The organism is Micrococcaceae bacterium Sec5.7, from assembly GCA_039636785.1.
GTDB lineage: Bacteria > Actinomycetota > Actinomycetes > Actinomycetales > Micrococcaceae > Arthrobacter.
The window spans coordinates 1,199,050-1,216,379 of the sequence record CP144169.1; the positions used below are offsets into that span (position 1 = coordinate 1,199,050).

17 protein-coding genes are annotated in these 17,330 nt (G+C 64.4%); 9 read left to right on the top strand and 8 right to left on the bottom strand.

Going from position 1 to position 17,330, the window contains the following annotated elements; genetic code table 11:
- Positions 1-170: 170 nt before the first annotated feature.
- The 3 genes from V3C33_05655 (at position 171) to V3C33_05665 (ending at position 2,847) form a co-directional block, all read left to right on the top strand.
- Entirely contained in the window at positions 171-1,100 is a 930-nt protein-coding gene (locus V3C33_05655) for an ABC transporter substrate-binding protein (protein ID XAS68769.1), read from the top strand.
- Between the two features lie 62 nt (positions 1,101-1,162).
- Positions 1,163-2,062: an amino acid ABC transporter permease gene (locus V3C33_05660; protein ID XAS69658.1), complete on the top strand. Its 900-nt coding sequence runs from the start codon at positions 1,163-1,165 to the stop codon at positions 2,060-2,062.
- Positions 2,063-2,079: 17 nt separating this feature from the next.
- Positions 2,080-2,847: an amino acid ABC transporter ATP-binding protein gene (locus tag V3C33_05665; protein XAS69659.1), complete on the top strand. Its 768-nt coding sequence runs from the start codon at positions 2,080-2,082 to the stop codon at positions 2,845-2,847.
- Positions 2,848-2,946: 99 nt separating this feature from the next.
- Here V3C33_05665 and V3C33_05670 read toward each other — a convergent pair whose 3' ends face one another.
- Entirely contained in the window at positions 2,947-4,080 is a 1,134-nt protein-coding gene (locus V3C33_05670) for an acyl-CoA dehydrogenase family protein (protein XAS69660.1), read from the bottom strand.
- Between the two features lie 227 nt (positions 4,081-4,307).
- On the opposite strand from V3C33_05670, the gene V3C33_05675 reads away from it, so the two are divergent.
- Both V3C33_05675 and V3C33_05680 read left to right on the top strand, forming a co-directional pair.
- A complete protein-coding gene (locus V3C33_05675) occupies positions 4,308-6,053 on the top strand; it encodes an AMP-binding protein (protein XAS68770.1) in 1,746 nt (581 codons plus the stop codon).
- 9 nt (positions 6,054-6,062) lie between these two features.
- A complete protein-coding gene (locus V3C33_05680) occupies positions 6,063-6,569 on the top strand; it encodes a MarR family transcriptional regulator (GenBank protein XAS68771.1) in 507 nt (168 codons plus the stop codon).
- 1 nt (position 6,570) lies between these two features.
- On the opposite strand, the gene V3C33_05685 is transcribed toward V3C33_05680, so the two are convergent.
- Both V3C33_05685 and V3C33_05690 read right to left on the bottom strand, forming a co-directional pair.
- Entirely contained in the window at positions 6,571-7,293 is a 723-nt protein-coding gene (locus tag V3C33_05685) for a GAF and ANTAR domain-containing protein (GenBank protein ID XAS68772.1), read from the bottom strand.
- Between the two features lie 33 nt (positions 7,294-7,326).
- Complete coding sequence (locus V3C33_05690) at positions 7,327-8,007, bottom strand: GAF and ANTAR domain-containing protein (GenBank protein XAS68773.1); 681 nt, start codon at positions 8,005-8,007, stop codon at positions 7,327-7,329.
- Between the two features lie 769 nt (positions 8,008-8,776).
- On the opposite strand from V3C33_05690, the gene V3C33_05695 reads away from it, so the two are divergent.
- Positions 8,777-9,043 (top strand): hypothetical protein, encoded by a 267-nt coding sequence (locus V3C33_05695; GenBank protein XAS68774.1) that lies wholly within the window; start codon positions 8,777-8,779, stop codon positions 9,041-9,043.
- 22 nt (positions 9,044-9,065) lie between these two features.
- Here V3C33_05695 and V3C33_05700 read toward each other — a convergent pair whose 3' ends face one another.
- Positions 9,066-9,647, bottom strand: a complete 582-nt coding sequence (locus V3C33_05700; GenBank protein ID XAS68775.1) for an XRE family transcriptional regulator — start codon at positions 9,645-9,647, stop codon at positions 9,066-9,068.
- A gap of 78 nt (positions 9,648-9,725) precedes the next feature.
- On the opposite strand from V3C33_05700, the gene V3C33_05705 reads away from it, so the two are divergent.
- The gene (locus V3C33_05705; protein ID XAS68776.1) at positions 9,726-10,709 is read left to right on the top strand and encodes an NAD(P)/FAD-dependent oxidoreductase; all 984 of its coding nucleotides are present in this window, start codon (positions 9,726-9,728) and stop codon (positions 10,707-10,709) included.
- Positions 10,710-10,746: 37 nt separating this feature from the next.
- Here the strand turns inward: V3C33_05705 and V3C33_05710 are convergent, their stop codons facing one another.
- From V3C33_05710 to V3C33_05725, 4 genes are all read right to left on the bottom strand, one after another.
- On the bottom strand, positions 10,747-11,526 hold the full coding sequence (locus tag V3C33_05710; protein XAS68777.1) for an enoyl-CoA hydratase: 780 nt from the start codon (positions 11,524-11,526) through the stop codon (positions 10,747-10,749).
- A gap of 82 nt (positions 11,527-11,608) precedes the next feature.
- Positions 11,609-12,556: a 3-hydroxyisobutyrate dehydrogenase gene (mmsB, locus tag V3C33_05715; protein ID XAS68778.1), complete on the bottom strand. Its 948-nt coding sequence runs from the start codon at positions 12,554-12,556 to the stop codon at positions 11,609-11,611.
- Entirely contained in the window at positions 12,549-13,637 is a 1,089-nt protein-coding gene (locus tag V3C33_05720) for an enoyl-CoA hydratase/isomerase family protein (protein XAS68779.1), read from the bottom strand. The genes mmsB and V3C33_05720 overlap by 8 nt, the downstream gene beginning before the upstream one ends.
- Entirely contained in the window at positions 13,637-15,136 is a 1,500-nt protein-coding gene (locus V3C33_05725; GenBank protein ID XAS68780.1) for a CoA-acylating methylmalonate-semialdehyde dehydrogenase, read from the bottom strand. The genes V3C33_05720 and V3C33_05725 overlap by 1 nt, the downstream gene beginning before the upstream one ends.
- Before the next feature lie 224 nt (positions 15,137-15,360).
- On the opposite strand from V3C33_05725, the gene V3C33_05730 reads away from it, so the two are divergent.
- Positions 15,361-16,167 carry an exodeoxyribonuclease III gene (locus tag V3C33_05730; GenBank protein ID XAS68781.1) on the top strand — a complete coding sequence of 269 codons (807 nt, stop codon included), beginning with the start codon at positions 15,361-15,363 and terminating at the stop codon, positions 16,165-16,167.
- Positions 16,168-16,263: 96 nt separating this feature from the next.
- Positions 16,264-17,280 carry a hypothetical protein gene (locus tag V3C33_05735; GenBank protein ID XAS68782.1) on the top strand — a complete coding sequence of 339 codons (1,017 nt, stop codon included), beginning with the start codon at positions 16,264-16,266 and terminating at the stop codon, positions 17,278-17,280.
- Positions 17,281-17,330 lie beyond the last annotated feature (50 nt).

Consider the following 17,330-nt stretch of genomic DNA (forward strand, 5'->3'; position numbering starts at 1 on the left):
GATGTCCACGACATGGTGCACTGGACGGCCAGCCGTAGGCCGGAGACCACCATCTCCGGGTTGTTTCGCTACTCTCCGGCCATGCCAGCCAGTCCGTTCAGCTGGTTCTGCCGGCGCCTCAGCGCCGCAACCGTATTTCCGTTCGCATTCTTAACGCAAGGGTAAAAAAGATGCCGTCTTCATCCACACTGTCGCTTAGATTCGTTACCGTCGCCGTCGCCGCCGCGCTGGCGCTGGCCGGCTGCACGACCGCCTCGCAGGCCGGAACCGGCTCACCCTCTGGCCCTGCCGGTTTTGACCCCTCCGCGGTCCAGAAGGATGATGCCCTCGCCGCGCTGGTGCCCGGTGCACTGAAGTCCAGGGGCATCCTCACGGTCGGTTCGGACACCTCCTACGCTCCGGCCGAGTTCCTGGGCGGCGCCGACGGCCAGACCCCGCAGGGCTACGACGTCGACATCGCCAAGGCGATCGGCGCCACCCTGGGACTGGACACCAAGGTGCAGACCTCCGAATTCACCGGCATCCTGCCGGCGCTGGGCCCCAAATATGATCTGGGCATTTCCTCGTTCACCATCAACCCGGAACGGGCGAAGACGGTGAACTTCGTCAGTTACTTCAACGCCGGGGTGCTGTGGGCCGTGCAGAAGGGTAATCCCCGTAATTTTTCCCTGGCGGACATCTGCGGCAAGAAGGTGGGTGTCCAGACCGGCACCGTCGAGGAGGACCCTGATGTATCGGACCGGTCCGGGAAATGCGTGGCGGAGGGCAAACCTGCCATCGAGATCATCACCCTGAAGAACCAGACAGATGTCACAACCCGCCTGGTCAACGGCAGCATCGATGCGATGTCCGCGGATTCGCCGGTCATCGGCTATGCACTGTCGCAGACCGGGGACAAGCTCCAGACCTTGGGCGACGTCTATGACGGGGCACCGCAGGGAATTGCTGTGGCCAAGTCGGACACGGCTTTGACGGAACTGGTCGGCAAGGTCATGAACAAACTGATCACCGACGGTACATATGGGAAAATCCTGGATGAATGGAGCAACACCAAGGGCGCTGTCACCAAGTCTGAAGTGAACCCGGCGGTCGGCAGTTGAGCACTTTTGCACCCACCGATACCAGCACTAGCCGGCCCGGGTCCTCACACCGGAATCCGGAGCTGATCAACGCCGTTCCGGTCCGGCATCCAGGCCGGTGGGCCGGTGCCGTCCTCATCCTGCTGTTCGGCGCACTGCTGGGCCAGAGCCTGGTCACCAATACGAATTTCCGCTGGGACATTGTGGGCACGTACTTCATGGATGTGCTGGTAATCCAGGGCATCGGCTGGACACTGCTGCTGACAGTACTCTCGATGGTGATCGCCATTGTGCTGGCCATACTTCTGGCCTTCATGCGGCAGTCGGACAATCCGCTGTTCCGCGGCGTGAGCTGGGCCTGGGTCTGGTTCTTCCGCGGCACCCCGGTCTACACCCAGCTGGTGTTCTGGGGACTGATTTCCGTGCTTTATCCCAAGATCGCCATGGGCATCCCGTTCGGACCCGAGCTGTTCAGTTTCAGCACCCAGGACGTGATCAACGCCTTCATGGCCGCGGTCCTGGGGCTGGGACTGAACGAGTCCGCCTACCTGGCCGAAATCTTCCGTGCCGGCCTGAAGTCTGTTGATTCGGGCCAGATGGAAGCCGCCGAGGCCCTGGGGATGCGCAGGTCCAAGATCATGTGGCGGATCATTCTGCCCCAGGCCATGAGGGTCATCGTGCCGCCCACCGGCAATGAGACCATCGGGATGCTCAAGACCACTTCGCTGGTGCTGGCGGTGCCGTTCACCCTGGATCTGACGTTCGTGACGAACGGAATCGCCAACCGGAGCTACCTGCCCATTCCGCTGCTGATCGTGGCGGCCATCTGGTACCTGGTCATCACAAGCATCCTCATGGTGGGCCAGTTCTACGTTGAACGCCACTTCGGAAAGGGCGTGGACAACCTCGTCCCGGCCCCGGTCAAGGCGACCAGGGCGGCCGCCGCAGCCCACGCATCCAAGAAAGGAGATGAGGTACTGTGACCATCACCAACGACGTCATGACGAAGGAAACCCTCGTCCGCATTGACGGGGTCCATAAGTACTTCGGTCAGCACCATGTGCTCCGCGGGATCGATCTGACCGTCAAGCAGGGCGAGGTTTCCGTGCTCATCGGACCGTCGGGGTCCGGGAAGTCCACGCTGCTGCGCTGCATCAACATGCTGGAAACCATCAGCGCCGGCCGGATCCACGTCCGCGACGATCTGATCGGCTACCGCGAGGCCCGGGGCCGCCTGCATGACCTGACCGCTAAAGAGATCGCCGCCCAGCGCCGGGAGATCGGCATGGTATTCCAGCGGTTCAACCTCTTCCCGCACCGCACCGCGCTGCAGAACATCATCGAGGCCCCCACCCAGGTCAAGCGGCAGTCCAGGGCGAAGGCCAGGTCCAGGGCGCTGGAGCTGCTGGACCGTGTGGGCCTGGCGAACCACGCCAACCACTATCCGGCGCAGCTCTCCGGCGGCCAGCAGCAGCGGGTGGCGATTGCCCGCGCTCTGGCGATGGAACCGGAGCTGATGCTTTTCGACGAGCCGACGTCCGCCCTGGACCCTGAGCTGGTGGGTGATGTCCTCAACGTGATGAAGGATCTTGCCAAGTCCGGCATGACCATGATTGTGGTAACCCATGAGATCGGGTTTGCCCGCGAAGTCGGCGACACGCTGACCTTCATGGACGGCGGGGTCGTGGTGGAAAGCGGTGACCCGCGCCAGGTCATTGCCGACCCGCAGCACGCGCGCACCAAGGAATTCCTTTCCAAGGTTCTCTGAGGCCGCTCGGCGGCAGAGGCCGCCGGCATGGTCTTCAGGACAAACTGGAACCCCGCCGGGAGATCATGCCAAAGGGCTTAAACCCGGCCGGTTTTGACCCTACACGAAGGCCGACTTCCCGGTCACTGCCCGGGCCACGATCAGCGAATTGATTTCGTAGCTGCCCTCGTAGGTGTACAGGATCTCGGCGTCCCCGAACAGCTTGCCCATCTCGTAATCGGTGCTGATGCCGTTGCCTCCCATAAGGGAGCGGCCCATGGCCACGGAAGCCCGTGCCAGCCGGGTGGTTGTGGACTTGGCCATGGCTGCCTGCACCATCTCCAGCTTGCCGTCCTGTTGGATCCGGGCCAGCTGGGCCATGAGCGCCAGTGACGCGCTGGCGTTACCCAGGATTTCGGCCAGCTGCTGCTGGATGAGCTGGAACCGTGCCAGTTCCTTGCCGAACTGCTTGCGTTCCAAAGAGTAGGAACGCGCGATGTCGAACGCGGCCAGCTGGATTCCGGCACCTTGCCAGCCCACCCAGGCGCGTGAATCCCGCAGGAGGTCGTTGGCCTTGGAAAAGTCCGTGGCGCCGGGCAGCATGTTGGACTCCGGAATGCGGACGTTGTCCAGCACGATGTCCGCGTTCTGCATGATGCGCAGCCCGATTTTGTTCGCGATCTTGGTGGCCGAGTAGCCTGGCCGGTCTGTCTCGACGATGAAGCCCTTGATCTGCCGGTCCGCGTCATCGCGGGCCCAGACGAGCGCGAAGTCCGCGATGGTGCCGGCGCCGATCCAGCGTTTGGCTCCGTTGATGACCCACTCGCCGTTGTCCAGCCGGGCCGAGGTTTCCAGGCCGCCGGCAATGTCGGAGCCATGATCCGGTTCGGTCAGCGCAAAGGCGCCCAGTTGCGTAAAGGCGGTGAGGCCGGGCAGCCACTTGCGTTTCTGTTCTTCGGAGCCGAGTTCATCAATCATGCCGACAATCAGCTCGTTGTGGATTCCCACGAGCGCAGAGAGCGACACGTCAGCGCGGGCCACCTCCACGTACATCAGGCCCTTGAACAGCTTGGATGTGCCGTCTGTCTGCAGCCCACCCAGGCCGTACTTTCCCATTTCGGCCAGCAGCCCGAAGGGAAACTCCTCACGGTTCCAGTACTCGATGGACGCGGCCCGGACGCGGGACTGCAGAAATTCGCGGATTTCCAGGTAGCGGGTGCGCTCCCCCTCAGGAAGCAGATCCACGATGTACATCAGGTCCGCGTCCGGGAAGGGCGGCGCCGGCTGAGCTGTGAACCCCGTTGGGAGCGCCTCCGGCGGCGGGGCCAACTCAGTAGTTTGACCGGTGTCACGTCCTTGTGGCTGCACGGGCATAAGTCCCTTCGCTCTTCCAAACCCTTGGATGTCCTAGTATATTGCACAGAGTTGATAATTCAGTGATGCGGATCACTAGTCTGTGCATCTCAAAACTAAGGGGCCCCATGACAGTCACCGACGACTTCCGTGCCGCACGCGACCGGCTGCTTGCCCTGCGGAATGACTACGCCCAGGCGCGGCGTGAATTCCAGTGGCCGCGGTTCGAGGAATTCAACTTTGCCCTCGACTGGTTTGATCAGATCGCCGCGGATCCTGCCAAGGGCGGCAATCCTGCGCTGGTGATTGTTGAGCAGGACGGTTCGGCCACGCGCCGCAGCTTCGCCGAGCTCTCAGCACGCTCGAACCAGGTGGCCAATTGGCTGCGCAGCCAGGGCGTCCGCCGCGGGGACCGGATGATCATCATGCTGGGCAACCAGGTGGAACTCTGGGAGCTGATGCTGGCCGGCATCAAACTAGGCATCGTGATGATCCCCACCACCACATTGATGGGCCCCGCGGATCTGAAGGACCGGGTGGAGCGCGGCGAGGCGACATGGGCCGCCGTCGGAAGTGCCAACATCGGCAAGTTTGCCGAGGTGCCGGGCAGCTACTCACTCATTGAAATCGGTGACGGCGGCAGCGGCGTCACCACGGCGGCCCTCCAGTACGGGGATTCCTCAGGCTCCCCCACCGGATTCGCCCCGGACGCCCCCACCAAGGCGGACGAAACGCTCCTGCTCTACTTCACGTCCGGCACCACCTCCAAGGCCAAGCTCGTGGAACACACCCATACCTCGTACCCCGTGGGGCACCTGTCCACCATGTTCTGGATCGGCATGGAGCCGGGAGATGTGCACCTCAACGTGGCCTCTCCGGGCTGGGCCAAGCACGCGTGGTCCAACGTGTTCACGCCGTGGATCGCGGAAGCCTGCGTGTTCCTCTACAACTACGAGCGCTTTGACGCCAGGGCACTGATGGAGCAGATGGACCGCGAAAAGGTCACGAGTTTCTGCGCGCCGCCCACGGTGTGGCGCATGCTGATCCAGGCCGATTTGACGCTGCTGAAGAACCCGCCCGCCAAGGTGGTCTCCGCCGGTGAGCCGCTCAACGCCGAGGTGATCGGCCAGGTCCAGCGCGCCTGGGGCCAGACCATCAGGGACGGATTCGGCCAGACGGAAACCACGGTGCAGGTGGCCAATACGCCCGGCAGGCCGGTCAAAGTCGGAGCCATGGGCCTGCCCCTGCCGGGCTACGACGTTGTGCTGGTGGATCCCGCCACAGGTCAAGAGGGCGACGACGGCGAGCTCTGCTTGCGCCTGGACCCCCGGCCCGTGGGGCTGATGAAGTCGTACTACGGTGACGCTGAAAAGACCGCCGACGCCTTCCGCGGCGGCTACTACCACACCGGTGACATGGCCAGCCGGGACGAGCACGGCGTTATCACGTATGTGGGCCGCGACGACGACGTCTTCAAGTCCTCCGACTACCGGCTGTCCCCGTTCGAGCTGGAGAGCGTCCTGATCGAGCACCCGGCGGTGGCGGAGGCCGCCGTCGTCCCCTCCCCGGATGCGCTTAAACTGTCCGTGCCCAAGGCATTTGTGGTGCTGGCCGCCGGCCATGAGCCGGGCCCTGAGCTGGCGGAGGACATCCTCCGGTACTGCCGCGACCATCTGGCGCCGTTCAAGCGCATCCGTCGCCTCGAATTCGCGGAACTGCCCAAAACCATTTCCGGCAAGATCCGCCGGGTTGAGCTGCGGCACAGCGAGGAACTCAGGCACGGCGGCGTCAGCGTTCCGGAGGGCGCCGATATCCCGGTGCTGGGCACGGAGTACTCGGAAGCGGACTTCCCGAACCTGAAGAGCCAGGCCTAAGGTCCAAGGATGGGCAACCCGCTTCCCCGCGACCCCATTGCCGACGCCCAGCGGAACTGGGAGCAGCATGGCTGGCAGGATGTTGCCGCGCCCATGGCGGCCATCACGGCGATCATGCGCACCCAGCAGATCCTGCTGGCCCGGATCGAGGCCGCCCTCAAACCGTTCGGCCTGACGTTCGCCCGCTATGAACTCTTGGCCCTGCTCAGTTTCGCCCGCAGCGGCGCCCTGCCCATGAATAAGGCGAGCGCCCTGCTCCAGGTCCATCCCACTTCGGTGACCAACGCCGTCGACCGCCTGGAAAACGCCGGACTCGTGATCCGCTCCCCGCACCCCACCGACGGGAGGACCACGCTGATCCAGCTCACCGCTGAGGGACGGACCCTGGCCAAAAGCGCGACGGCGGTGCTCAACACCGAGATCTTCGGCCAGTCCGGTTTCGCTGGCCCGGACGTCGACCAGCTGATCCGGATCCTGGGCAGTTTCCGCCAGGGTGCCGGGGACTTCACAGAGTGAGTCAGCGGGCCTGAAAATTGATCGTTCGGCTGACGACTTTTTCCGCTGTTTCGTAGAGGGTCCGGCCATGGGCGCGGGCATGATCACGCAGGAGCGCGAACGCTCCGTTCATGTCTACGTTGGCCGTGTGCGAAATCACGCCTTTAGCCTGCTCGATGACGATCCGGCTGTTCAGTGCCCGCTGGAGCTGTTCATTGACCAGCGAGCTTTGACGGAGCGCGCGTTCCTGCAGGAGGCTGATGGTCGCCATGTGCGCGAATGCCTGGGCGATGGCGGCGTCTTCAGCACTGAGCGGGCCGGCCTCGCGTCCAAACAGGTTCAGAGCACCGATCGTCCGGCTGCGCAGGCGCATCGGCACGGCGTGCACTGATGAGAAGCCTTGGGAGAGCGCGGCCGCCTGAAATTTCGGCCATTTGGAGGCGTCGCGCGAAATGTTGTCGACCGAGACAACGGAACCGGTCCGAAAGCAGTCAACGCACGGCCCCGCTCCGGCCTCTAGCTGCAGCACCTCCACCAGCTGGCTTTCCTCGCTTGTGGAGGCCACGACCTGGAGGTCGCCAGTAGGGTCGGCGAGCAAAAGCCCGGCGGCAGCGGCGTCAAGTATTCCCACTGATTCATCCACAAGGATGTGCAGCATATCGAAGACGTCGTAGTCCGCCACAAGAGTGTCCGCTATCTTGACGAAAGCGGCGCTGACGCGCCGGGCGCGGCTTAAGGTCGCCATACCCGAATTCTACTGCACTTCAGAGCTGACGGGTCACCCGTCGCGGGGTGTGAGATCCAGATCCTTGTTGACGACGTCGCGGGCCACCTCGCGGACGGTGAGTCCCAGGGAAAAAGCGTGTGCACGCAACAGCAGCAGTGCGTCCGTTGCGGAGACACCGGCCTGCGCCAGGACCATGCCGGTTGCCTGGTGGACCTCCCGTCGGGACAGCGGAGAGCCGGTCTGCAATGGACCGGTGTCTTCGCCGGATGCAATCGTCATGATTTGTCGGAGCAATTGCCAGCTCGCGGCGTCAGCGAGTCCAACAGCTGTGGAGTGATCAGCTGCGCTGAGCGGTCCGGCCGTGGAGTTATAGAGTTCCACGACTCCGATGTCCATGTCACCGAGCACCAGCGGGAAGACGAAGAGGGCTGAGACATCAAGTTTCATCAGAGCCTTGGCAAAGACGGGCCAGGCGTCATGCGGTGAAGTCCGTACGTGGGGAAGGAGAACTGGTTCCCGGGTTCTGAGCGCGTCCCACCTCGGGCCTTCGCCCAAGTCGAACTGCAGCTCGTCGATCCTGGCCGCGACAGCGTCGCTGGCGCAGACCATCGTCTCCGGCGCCATGCCACCAAAGACGGAGACCGATACCCCGGAGATAGGCAACGACTGCAGGAAACCCGAGCAAACGCCCGCGTCCGCGCGGTCTTCTCTTGGCGAGATCCCATCAACCATGGGCAACGATCGCCTCAATTGAGCCTGCGGAACGGAAGCCTGCCGCTGACGCCACCGGGAGTGGCGCCTGCCAGGCATCGGTCCAGCAAGAAATACGGGGCACGGGGCTGCGCCTCCTTGGGCTTTGTCTGCGTGCCATCAAAACCATGATGGACGCGCCTGGTATTCCTACAGTTTATGCCCGCTTGACGGGACCATCCACGCCAGGACCCGCGGCGCGGCGCCGTGGGTGAGTTCTGCGGGTGCTATGCGCCTGCTTCCGAGCCGGATATACTCCGGTTATTACCCCGGACCCTGGTAGTGCCCTTTGTTGGCGAGCTATCCAGGAGGAGAACATGTCCATCCCGCAATCGCGATCTGTCCAGACGCACGGCGAGGCGATACTCAGCACGCTTTCAGACGGACGTCCAAGACGGCCAGCCCGGCGCGTGGGCCGTAACCCCGCTCACAGCCTGAATCGGACAGTATCGCAGGCTCCCGGAATTCGGCTGGATCAACCCCTGACGGATATCCACGTCCTCATTTCGGAGCTGAACTGCCTGCTGGAGCGCTATGAACTAATTAGCTCCAGGCAATTCGTCGACGAGGCCGCAAGGTCAATGAATCATTTTGCCATCGTCTCAATCCGGGAGGCGCTCGAGGAAATCACCGCCACAGCCGTAGGTATTAACTTGTCGCTCCACGATGGGCCCGTTCCGATCAGATCGACCGTGGAGCCGGCCTGGACCACCACCCCTTTCGACCAGCCCAATAGGTCAGGAATCGCAGGATGATCAGAACCATCGAGATAGGCCGGACCTTTCATGTGGAGGCGCACGAACCGCATGTTCTGGAACAGGACTTGAACTACGCGGTCGACACAGCCCGCCAGCACGCCGTGCAGTCGGGACTGCACGGAATTCTGGTTACCCGCCATGGGTACACCAACTTCACCGTCGCCGTCAGCACCGAAGTCCCTTACGGGGAGACCCACGAGCGACACGGGCCGGCATTGAGCGTGTGGAACCCACCAGCCACCGAGCAGAGCTCAAGCTGACCGTTCCGGGCAACGCGAGGAATCAACTGTTGGCAACCTTCGCCCGGACGTGCATCCGCTCACCCTGGCGCCCGAACAGGCTGATGAACTCCACTGCGTGGGCATCTGCGCGGCCAAACCAGTGCGGGACACGGGTGTCGAATTCCGCGGCCTCGCCGGCAGCCAGAACAACGTCCTGGTCGCCGAGAACCAGCCGCAGCTTCCCATTGAGCACGTAAATCCATTCGTATCCCTCGTGGACCTGCGGACTGGGTTCGTCATGACCGCCGGCGTGCAGGACCATTTTGTAAGCCTGGACCCCGCCCGGGCGACGCGTCAGCGGCACAATGGTCATTCGCTTGTTGACGATCGGCCGCAGATGCACCCGCGGATCCCCCGTGGCGGGCGCTCCCACCAGTTCGTCCAAGGGCACCCGGTGTGCCTTGGCCAAAGGCAACAACAGCTCAAGGTTGGGCCGGCGCTGCCCGGACTCCAGCCGGGACAGCGTGCTCACCGAAATCCCCGTGGCTTCCGAGAGAGCGGAAAGTGTGGTGTCGCGGCTCAGTCGAAGCGTGCGGAGTCGGGGACCCACCCCGGCGAGAACGTCGTCGATCTGTTCATCCATATTCTCAGTTTGCCATTCCGGCAAGGTTGTTTGCCACCCTTTACCGGTAGCAATGATGATGGATGAGGAGGTAGACAAATGACTGAAGATAACAAAAACCTGTACGACGTCGTGATCGTCGGCGGTGGTGCTGCCGGCTTGAGTGCCGCGCTGATGCTGGGCCGCTCCCGCCGCTCTGTGGTGGTGATCGACGGCGGAGAGCCGCGGAATGCGCCGGCAGCCGGCGTGCACGGATTCCTGTCACGTGACGGCGTGAGCCCCGCGGAGCTGCTCCGGGTGGGCCGAGCCGAAGCTGGGTCCTACGGCGGCCGGACGGTCAACGGGCAGGTGGTGTCGGCCGAGCATTCGGAGGGCGGTTTCGCCCTGACGCTGCAGGACGGCAGCATCGTGCTGGGGCGCAGGCTTCTGATCACTACTGGTCTAGTGGATGAGCTGCCGGATATCACCGGACTGCGGGAACTCTGGGGCAAGGACGTGCTGCACTGCCCGTATTGCCACGGCTGGGAGGTGCGGGACAAAGCCATCGGCATTCTGGGCACCGGACCATTCGCGGCGTTCCAGGCCCTGCTGTTCCGCCAGTGGAGCAGCAACATCACGCTGTTCCTCAACGACTCGACGCATCCCACAGACGTCGAGTTGGAGCAATTGGCCGCCCGGGGCATCACGGTGGTGGGCGGCCCGGTTGCCTCAATCCGGGCCGAGCAAGGCAAGCTCAGTGGAGTTGAGCTGAAAGACGGCCAGGTGATCGCGGCCGATGCTCTGGTGGTGGCGCCGCAGTTCATGGCACGGACCGACGCCTTCGCTGGCCTGGGGCTGAAGCCTTCACCGCACCCGATGGGCATGGGGGAATTCCTTGAGTCGGATGCCGACGGCGCCACCAGCGTTCCGGGCGTCTGGGCGGCGGGAAACGTGACTGACCTCCGCGCCCAGGTGCTGTCTTCGGCAGCGGGCGGCGCGTGGACCGCCGTCGCAATTAACGCGGATCTGATGGCTGAAGAACTGGAGGCAGCCGTCGCTGCCCACCGCAGGTCGGAATCGGCTGCTCCGCAACTGCCGTTCTAAGCGTGCAAAAGGGCACATACGGGGCAATCGATTCCGGCTAACGGTGTTTGAACTCCGGCTGGCGCTTTTCGGTGAAAGCGGCCATGCCTTCCTTCTGGTCCTCGGTGGCGAAGAGGGAATGGAAGGTGCGTCGCTCAAACAGCACGCCCTGGGCCAGTCCGGTTTCGAATGCGGCGTTGACGGCTTCCTTGGCCACCATGGCCACCGGCTTGGATTTGGAGGCAATGACCTCTGCGGCCTTCATCGCTTCTTCGACCACGTCCGCGGCGGGCACCACACGGGACACCAGCCCGGAGCGTTCAGCCTCTTCGGCACCCATGAAGCGTCCGGTCAGTATCATGTCCATCGCCTTGGCCTTGCCCACGGCGCGGGTGAGACGCTGCGAGCCGCCCATACCGGGCAGGACCCCCAGATTAATCTCCGGCTGGCCGAACCTGGCGTTGTCTCCGGCGATGATGAAATCGCACATCATGGCCAGTTCGCAGCCACCGCCCAGGGCAAAGCCCGATACTGCGGCAATGATGGGGATCCGCAGGCGGGTGAGGTCCTCCCAGCCGCGGAACCAATCCGCGGCGTACATGTCCATGTAGCCCTTGGACGCCATTTCCTTGATGTCCGCACCGGCAGCAAAGGCCTTGCCGGAGCCGGTGATCACCACGGCGCCCACCCCGGGGTCCGTGTCCATGCCGGAAACGGCAGCCACCAGTTCGTCGAGCGTGGCCTTGTTCAGCGCGTTCAATGCCTCTGGCCTGTTCAGTGTCACGAGGCCAACCCGCCCGCGCCGTTCCACCAGAATGTTCGCGTACTCCTGCGCCATGCGTGACCCCTTACGTAATTCTGCGTCTGTGCCGAGAGTTTTGTGCCGACAGTTCTGTGCCAAAAGTTCTATGCCGAAAGAGCTAATTGCCGGATTTGTCCCGGATGTCCGTGATGATGCCGGAGAAGTCCCGGCCGGCACCGCCCTCAGCGGCAAACGTATCGTAAATCTCCGAGGCCAGCGGCCCCAGCCGGGCAGCCACCCCGGTGCTTTCCAGGGCATTCAGTGCCAGTTTGAGGTCCTTCGCCATCAACGCGCCGGCGAAGCCCGGCTGGTAGTCCCGGTTGGCCGGACTGCCTGGAACCGGCCCGGGTACCGGGCAGTTGGTGGTCAGCGCCCAGCACTGGCCTGACGCCGCCGACGCGACGTCGAACAGCGCCTGATGCGTCAGCCCCAGCTTCTCGCCCAGCACAAAAGCCTCACTCACCGCGATCATGGACACACCCAGGATCATGTTGTTGCAGATCTTCGCGGCTTGCCCGGCGCCGTGATCGCCGCAGTGGACGATGCGCTTGCCCATGACCTGCAGCAGCGGCTGCACGGATTCGAAATCCTTCGGCAGTGCGCCCACCATGAACGTCAGGGTCCCCGCCTCGGCGCCCACCACTCCACCCGAAACAGGGGCGTCCACGGCACGGTGGCCGGCTTCGACGGCGAGCGCGGAAGCCTCGCGTGCTTCGTCCACGTTGATGGTGGAGCAGTCCAGGAACAGCGTGTCCGGCCCGGCAACTGCCAGCAGCCCGGGCTGCCCGTCCACGCCGCCGTACGCGTCCAGGAGGTGCTTTCCGCTCGGCAGCATGGTCAGCACGACGTCCGCACCGGCAACGGCCTCCGGGGCGGTCTCCACGGTGGGGATGCCGTGCGCCCGCGCCGTTTCCAGCGCCGCCGGCACCACGTCGAAGCCGACCACGCTGTACCCGGCCTTGACCAGGTTGATCGCCATCGGACCGCCCATGTGGCCGAGTCCGAGGAACGCGACAGTGCCGATGTTGCCCGGGACAGAATATTCGGGCACCGGATTTTCAGACATTGTCCGTCTCCTTTGAATGAAGGTTGAGCTCATGGTCACCCAACGGCGCAAAGAACCTCTCGACGTCGGCCGGATGCACCTCGGACAGCGTGGCCGGTTTCCACTGCGGACTCCGGTCCTTGTCCACCACCTGCGCGCGGATGCCCTCGCGGAAATCCGGTCCGGCCAGGCAGCGCAGACCCACGCGGTACTCCTGCGCCAGGGCTTCGTCGAGCGTCAGCCCCTTCACCCGGCGCAACGATTCAAGTGCAACTTTCACGGCGGTTGGTGACTTCGACTCGATGGTGTCCGCGGCCTCCGCCGCATCCCCGCCGAACGCACGCAGATCCCGGATGATCTCCTCCGCGTCGTCGCCGGAGTAGCAGGCATCGATCCATTCCCGCTGGGCCTCCAGCCCGGAGGCCGGCGCCTTTTCAGTGAAGCGTCCGACGGCGGCCTCCGGGGCTTCGCTTTCCAGCGCAACTGCCAGTGCGGCGAGTTCGCCGGACGGTGCGTAGTGATCCGCGAGGCGCAGGAAGAGCGCATCGGCACCGCTCAGGTGCGCGCCCGTCAAGGCGGCATGGGTGCCCGCCTCCCCCGGCGAGCGTGACAGCAACAGGGTCCCGCCGACGTCGGGCACAAAACCAATGGTGGTTTCCGGCATTCCCATCCGGGTCCTCTCCGTGACCACACGGACCGAGCCGTGTGCGGAGATTCCCACCCCGCCGCCCAGGACCAGCCCGTCCATGAACGCCACGTACGGCTTGGGGTAGCTGGAGATCAGCGAGTTCAGCCGGTACTCCATCTGCCAGAAATCGGCGGTTTCTTCGCCCCCGGCAAGTATGTCCTGGTAGATGGCCACAATGTCCCCACCGGCGCACAAGCCGCGCTCACCGGAGCCCTGCACCAGAACGGTGGCCACGCCGTCGTCGTCCGCCCAGGCGGTGAGCTGTGCCAGCATGGCCTTTGCCATGCCCGCCGTGAGCGCGTTGGCGGCCTTGGGCCGGTTCAGCGTAATGACGCCCAGGTGGCCGCGCCGTTCGAACAGCACTTCCTCATCCGGGGCACCGTTCGGCGGGACCTCATGAGGGAGCGCAGTCATCAGCTTCCTTCCGGCATCACAAAGCTGGCGCCCTGGCGGATGCCGGAAGGCCAGCGCGTGGTCACGGTCTTGGTCTTCGTATAGAAGCGGAATGCGTCCGCCCCGTGCTGGTTGAGGTCGCCGAACCCCGAGGCCTTCCAGCCGCCGAACGTGTAGTACGCGATGGGGACCGGGATGGGGACGTTGATGCCCACCATGCCCACCTCAACGCGGCTGGCGAAGTCCCTTGCGGAGTCGCCGTCTCGGGTATAGATGGCCACGCCGTTGCCGAACTCGTGCTCGCTGCAGAGCCGGAGGGCTTCGTCGTAGTCTGCAGCGCGGAGAACGCTCAGCACCGGGCCGAAGATCTCCTCCTGGTAGATCTTCATGTCCTTGGTGACGTTGTCGAAGAGCGTTGGCCCTACCCAGAAACCGCCCTCGTAGCCCTCCACGGTGAGGCCGCGGCCGTCGGTCAGCAGGGTGGCACCGTCGTCCACGCCGGACTGGATGTAGCCCTCGATCCGCTCTTTGGCGGACGCCGCAACCACGGGGCCGAAGTCCGAATCCTTGGCCAGGCTGTGACCCACCTTGAGGACCTTGATCCGTTGCTGCAGCTTGGCCACCAGTTTGTTGGCGGTTTCCTCGCCAACCGGGACCGCCACGGAAATGGCCATGCAGCGCTCCCCTGCGGATCCGAACCCGGCGCCCATCAACGCATCCGCGGCCATGTCCAGATCCGCATCCGGCATGATCACCATGTGGTTCTTGGCCCCGCCGAAACACTGCGCGCGCTTTCCGTTGGCAGCCGCCGTGGCATAGATGTACTGCGCGATGGGCGTGGAGCCCACAAAGCCGATCGCTTTGACCCGCTTGTCCTCGAGCAGCGCATCCACGGCTTCCTTGTCCCCGTTGACCACGTTGAACACACCGTTCGGCAGCCCGGCCTCAGTGAAGAGCTCGGCCAGGCGCAGCGGCACCGAGGGGTCGCGTTCCGAGGGCTTGAGGATAAACGCATTGCCCGCGGCAAGCGCCGGTCCGGACTTCCAGAGCGGGATCATGGCCGGGAAGTTGAACGGCGTGATGCCCGCGACCACACCCAGCGGCTGGCGCATGGAGTGGACGTCGATTCCGGCGCCGGCGTCATCCGAGAACTCGCCCTTGAGCAGGTGCGGCGCTCCGGCGGCGAACTCCACCACCTCGATGCCACGCTGGATGTCCCCCTTGGCATCGGGGAATGTCTTGCCATGCTCTGAGGAAAGCAGTGTGGCGAGCTCGTCCATGTTCTGGTTGACCAGGTCCACGAACTTCAGCAGGATCCGGCCACGGCGCTGCGGATTCATGGCGCCCCATTCCAGCTGGCCCTTCTCCGCACTCGCGATCACGTTGGCCACTTCCTCTGTGGTGGCGAGCGGCACCCTCGCCTGGACGCCGCCCGTGCAGGGGTCAAACACGTCGCTGAACCGGCCCGAAGTGCCGTCTACGCGCTGGCCGTCAATGTAGTGGGAAAGCTCGCGAACCATGATGGAATGCTCCTTTGCATGTGATCCAGGTCATCTCTCAAGCCGAATATACTCGGACTTCCTACTATTTTCCAGACCACCCCTTCCGGTTGCTCTATCACTCCTGGTCGCTAAACGAGGCGAATGAGGACCAAAAGTGAGAGAGCAACCTAGTGGTGCAGCAACCGGGCAACGGGGCTGCACCACCGCCACCGGGCGCCGGGCTCCCAAGGTAAGTTAGGAGTGTGAAGATTGCTACCTGGAATGTGAACTCGCTCCGTGCCCGTGCCGACCGCGTTGAGGCATGGCTTCAGCGCAGCGACTGTGACGTCCTGGCCATCCAGGAAACCAAATGCAAGGACGAGAACTTCCCCTGGGAACTGTTCGAACGCATGGGCTACGAAGTGGCGCATTTCGGCCTGAGCCAGTGGAACGGTGTGGCCATCGCCTCCCGTGTAGGTCTCGACGACGTCGAACGCGCCTTTGTGGACCAGCCCGCCTTCGGCAAACTCGGCAAGGACCCCGTGCAGGAAGCCCGTGCCATCGCCGCCACGTGCGGCGGCGTCCGGGTCTGGAGCCTCTACGTCCCCAACGGCCGTGCACTGGATGATGAGCACATGCCGTACAAGCTCAGCTGGCTGGACACGCTGAAAACCCATGCCCAGGGCTGGGTCACGGAGAACCCGGAGGCTCAGATCGCACTCATGGGTGACTGGAATATTGCCCCCACGAACGACGACGTCTGGGACATCGATTACTTCGTCGCCGAAGGCCTCACCCATGTCAGCGAGCCCGAGCGCAACGCCTTCCGCGCCTTCGAATCCGCCGGCTTCACGGACGTTGTCCGCCCGCACACGCCCGGCCCGGGCGTCTACACGTACTGGGACTACACCCAGCTGCGCTTCCCCAAGAAGGAGGGCATGCGGATCGATTTCGTGATGGCCTCCGCCGCGCTGGCCGCGCGCGTGACCGGTGCCTCGATCGACCGTGAGGAACGCAAAGGCAAGGGCGCTTCGGACCACGCTCCGGTGATCGTTGAGCTGACCGACTGATGGAACGATGCTCATGACTCCCGTGCGCGCCATGATGCGGGGCGTCCTGCTCCGGAGCTTCCTGGTTCGGAGCTTCAGGCTGCGGGGCGGCTCGCGATGACCGGCAGCCTGTACAGGGGGCAGGCCGGTCTCCCGTTCTCCTCCACCTTGCGGATCTACGAGCCGCTGGAAGCCTTTCCCGAGGATCAGCAGGAAGGGCTGAGGTCGGCCGGCGCGCGGGCCGTTTCCCGGGCCGCCGTCGAGAACGCTGAACTACTCGCCTCGCTGGGCCGCATCACCCGTCCCGGCGGCGATCCTTTTCCAACGGGGCGCACCGATCTGGTGCGTGTCACCCGCGCGCCGGGAGCGCCGGACGCCGGAACTTCCGACGGTTCTTCAACCGACAGCCCGCCCCGGGCCGGGTCAGCGGGGACCAGGTCAGCTGGGGCCGGGTCGGCTGGGACCGGCGCCGCAGAAAATACCGACGGCGGCGGCTCCGTTTCCAGCGCGGCGCCGGGCTCGGGCTCGGGCGAGCCAACTCCCCTGCTGTACTGCCCCAGCCAGCTGGTGCTGCGCGCCGGGCTTGCTGCCAACGCGCTGATGGAGGGCATCCACGGGCCGCTGGCCCAGCTCCTCATCCCCGAAGAGCAGCGGGACAAACACCAGGAACGGATCGATCTGGTCACCGCCCGCGACGGCTTCACCCGGGTCCACACCCGCGCGTCCACGTGGGGCATACCGTTCAGCTGGTTTTCCCTGTTCCAGGAATCAGATCCCAAGGACGTGGTGGAAGCCGGCGGGCGGATTCTCACGGTGCGGATGTGGGCGTCGAAGAGCGAAGCAACGGAGCGGGTCCGCTACGCCGTGGCAAACCTGACGTTGGCTGCCCCGGACCTGGACATGCTCGACGACCTCACTCAGATCACCGAATGGCTGGAACTGTTCCATGCGGGGTCCATGGTGGAGCTCGACTACGGCGCCGTGGCCGACAAGGTGTATCCCGACGAGTCGCCCATGGACGTCCGGCTCGGCATTGAGTGCCTGGCGGAAGGCGACATGACAGGTGCGGCAGCCGCGTACCGCCGGCTCGCCTCGCGCTGGATTCCTATCCGGCAGCTGGCTCGCGCCTCCTGACCCGGGGCTCCGCCGTCGTTCTTCTGAACCCAGCTAAGTAGCAGCACATG

Bases quoted from the DNA above. Each gene is read 5' to 3' on its own strand.
- V3C33_05655 (XAS68769.1), top strand. From the start codon at position 171: ATGCCGTCTTCATCCACACTGTCGCTTAGATTCGTTACCGTCGCCGTC.
- V3C33_05665 (XAS69659.1), top strand. From the start codon at position 2,080: ATGACGAAGGAAACCCTCGTCCGCATTGACGGGGTCCATAAGTACTTC.
- V3C33_05670 (XAS69660.1), bottom strand. From the start codon at position 4,080: ATGTACATCGTGGATCTGCTTCCTGAGGGGGAGCGCACCCGCTACCTG.
- V3C33_05675 (XAS68770.1), top strand. From the start codon at position 4,308: ATGACAGTCACCGACGACTTCCGTGCCGCACGCGACCGGCTGCTTGCC.
- V3C33_05680 (XAS68771.1), top strand. From the start codon at position 6,063: ATGGGCAACCCGCTTCCCCGCGACCCCATTGCCGACGCCCAGCGGAAC.
- V3C33_05685 (XAS68772.1), bottom strand. From the start codon at position 7,293: ATGGCGACCTTAAGCCGCGCCCGGCGCGTCAGCGCCGCTTTCGTCAAG.
- V3C33_05690 (XAS68773.1), bottom strand. From the start codon at position 8,007: ATGGTTGATGGGATCTCGCCAAGAGAAGACCGCGCGGACGCGGGCGTT.
- V3C33_05695 (XAS68774.1), top strand. From the start codon at position 8,777: ATGATCAGAACCATCGAGATAGGCCGGACCTTTCATGTGGAGGCGCAC.
- V3C33_05700 (XAS68775.1), bottom strand. From the start codon at position 9,647: ATGGATGAACAGATCGACGACGTTCTCGCCGGGGTGGGTCCCCGACTC.
- V3C33_05705 (XAS68776.1), top strand. From the start codon at position 9,726: ATGACTGAAGATAACAAAAACCTGTACGACGTCGTGATCGTCGGCGGT.
- V3C33_05710 (XAS68777.1), bottom strand. From the start codon at position 11,526: ATGGCGCAGGAGTACGCGAACATTCTGGTGGAACGGCGCGGGCGGGTT.
- mmsB (XAS68778.1), bottom strand. From the start codon at position 12,556: ATGTCTGAAAATCCGGTGCCCGAATATTCTGTCCCGGGCAACATCGGC.
- V3C33_05720 (XAS68779.1), bottom strand. From the start codon at position 13,637: ATGACTGCGCTCCCTCATGAGGTCCCGCCGAACGGTGCCCCGGATGAG.
- V3C33_05725 (XAS68780.1), bottom strand. From the start codon at position 15,136: ATGGTTCGCGAGCTTTCCCACTACATTGACGGCCAGCGCGTAGACGGC.
- V3C33_05735 (XAS68782.1), top strand. From the start codon at position 16,264: ATGACCGGCAGCCTGTACAGGGGGCAGGCCGGTCTCCCGTTCTCCTCC.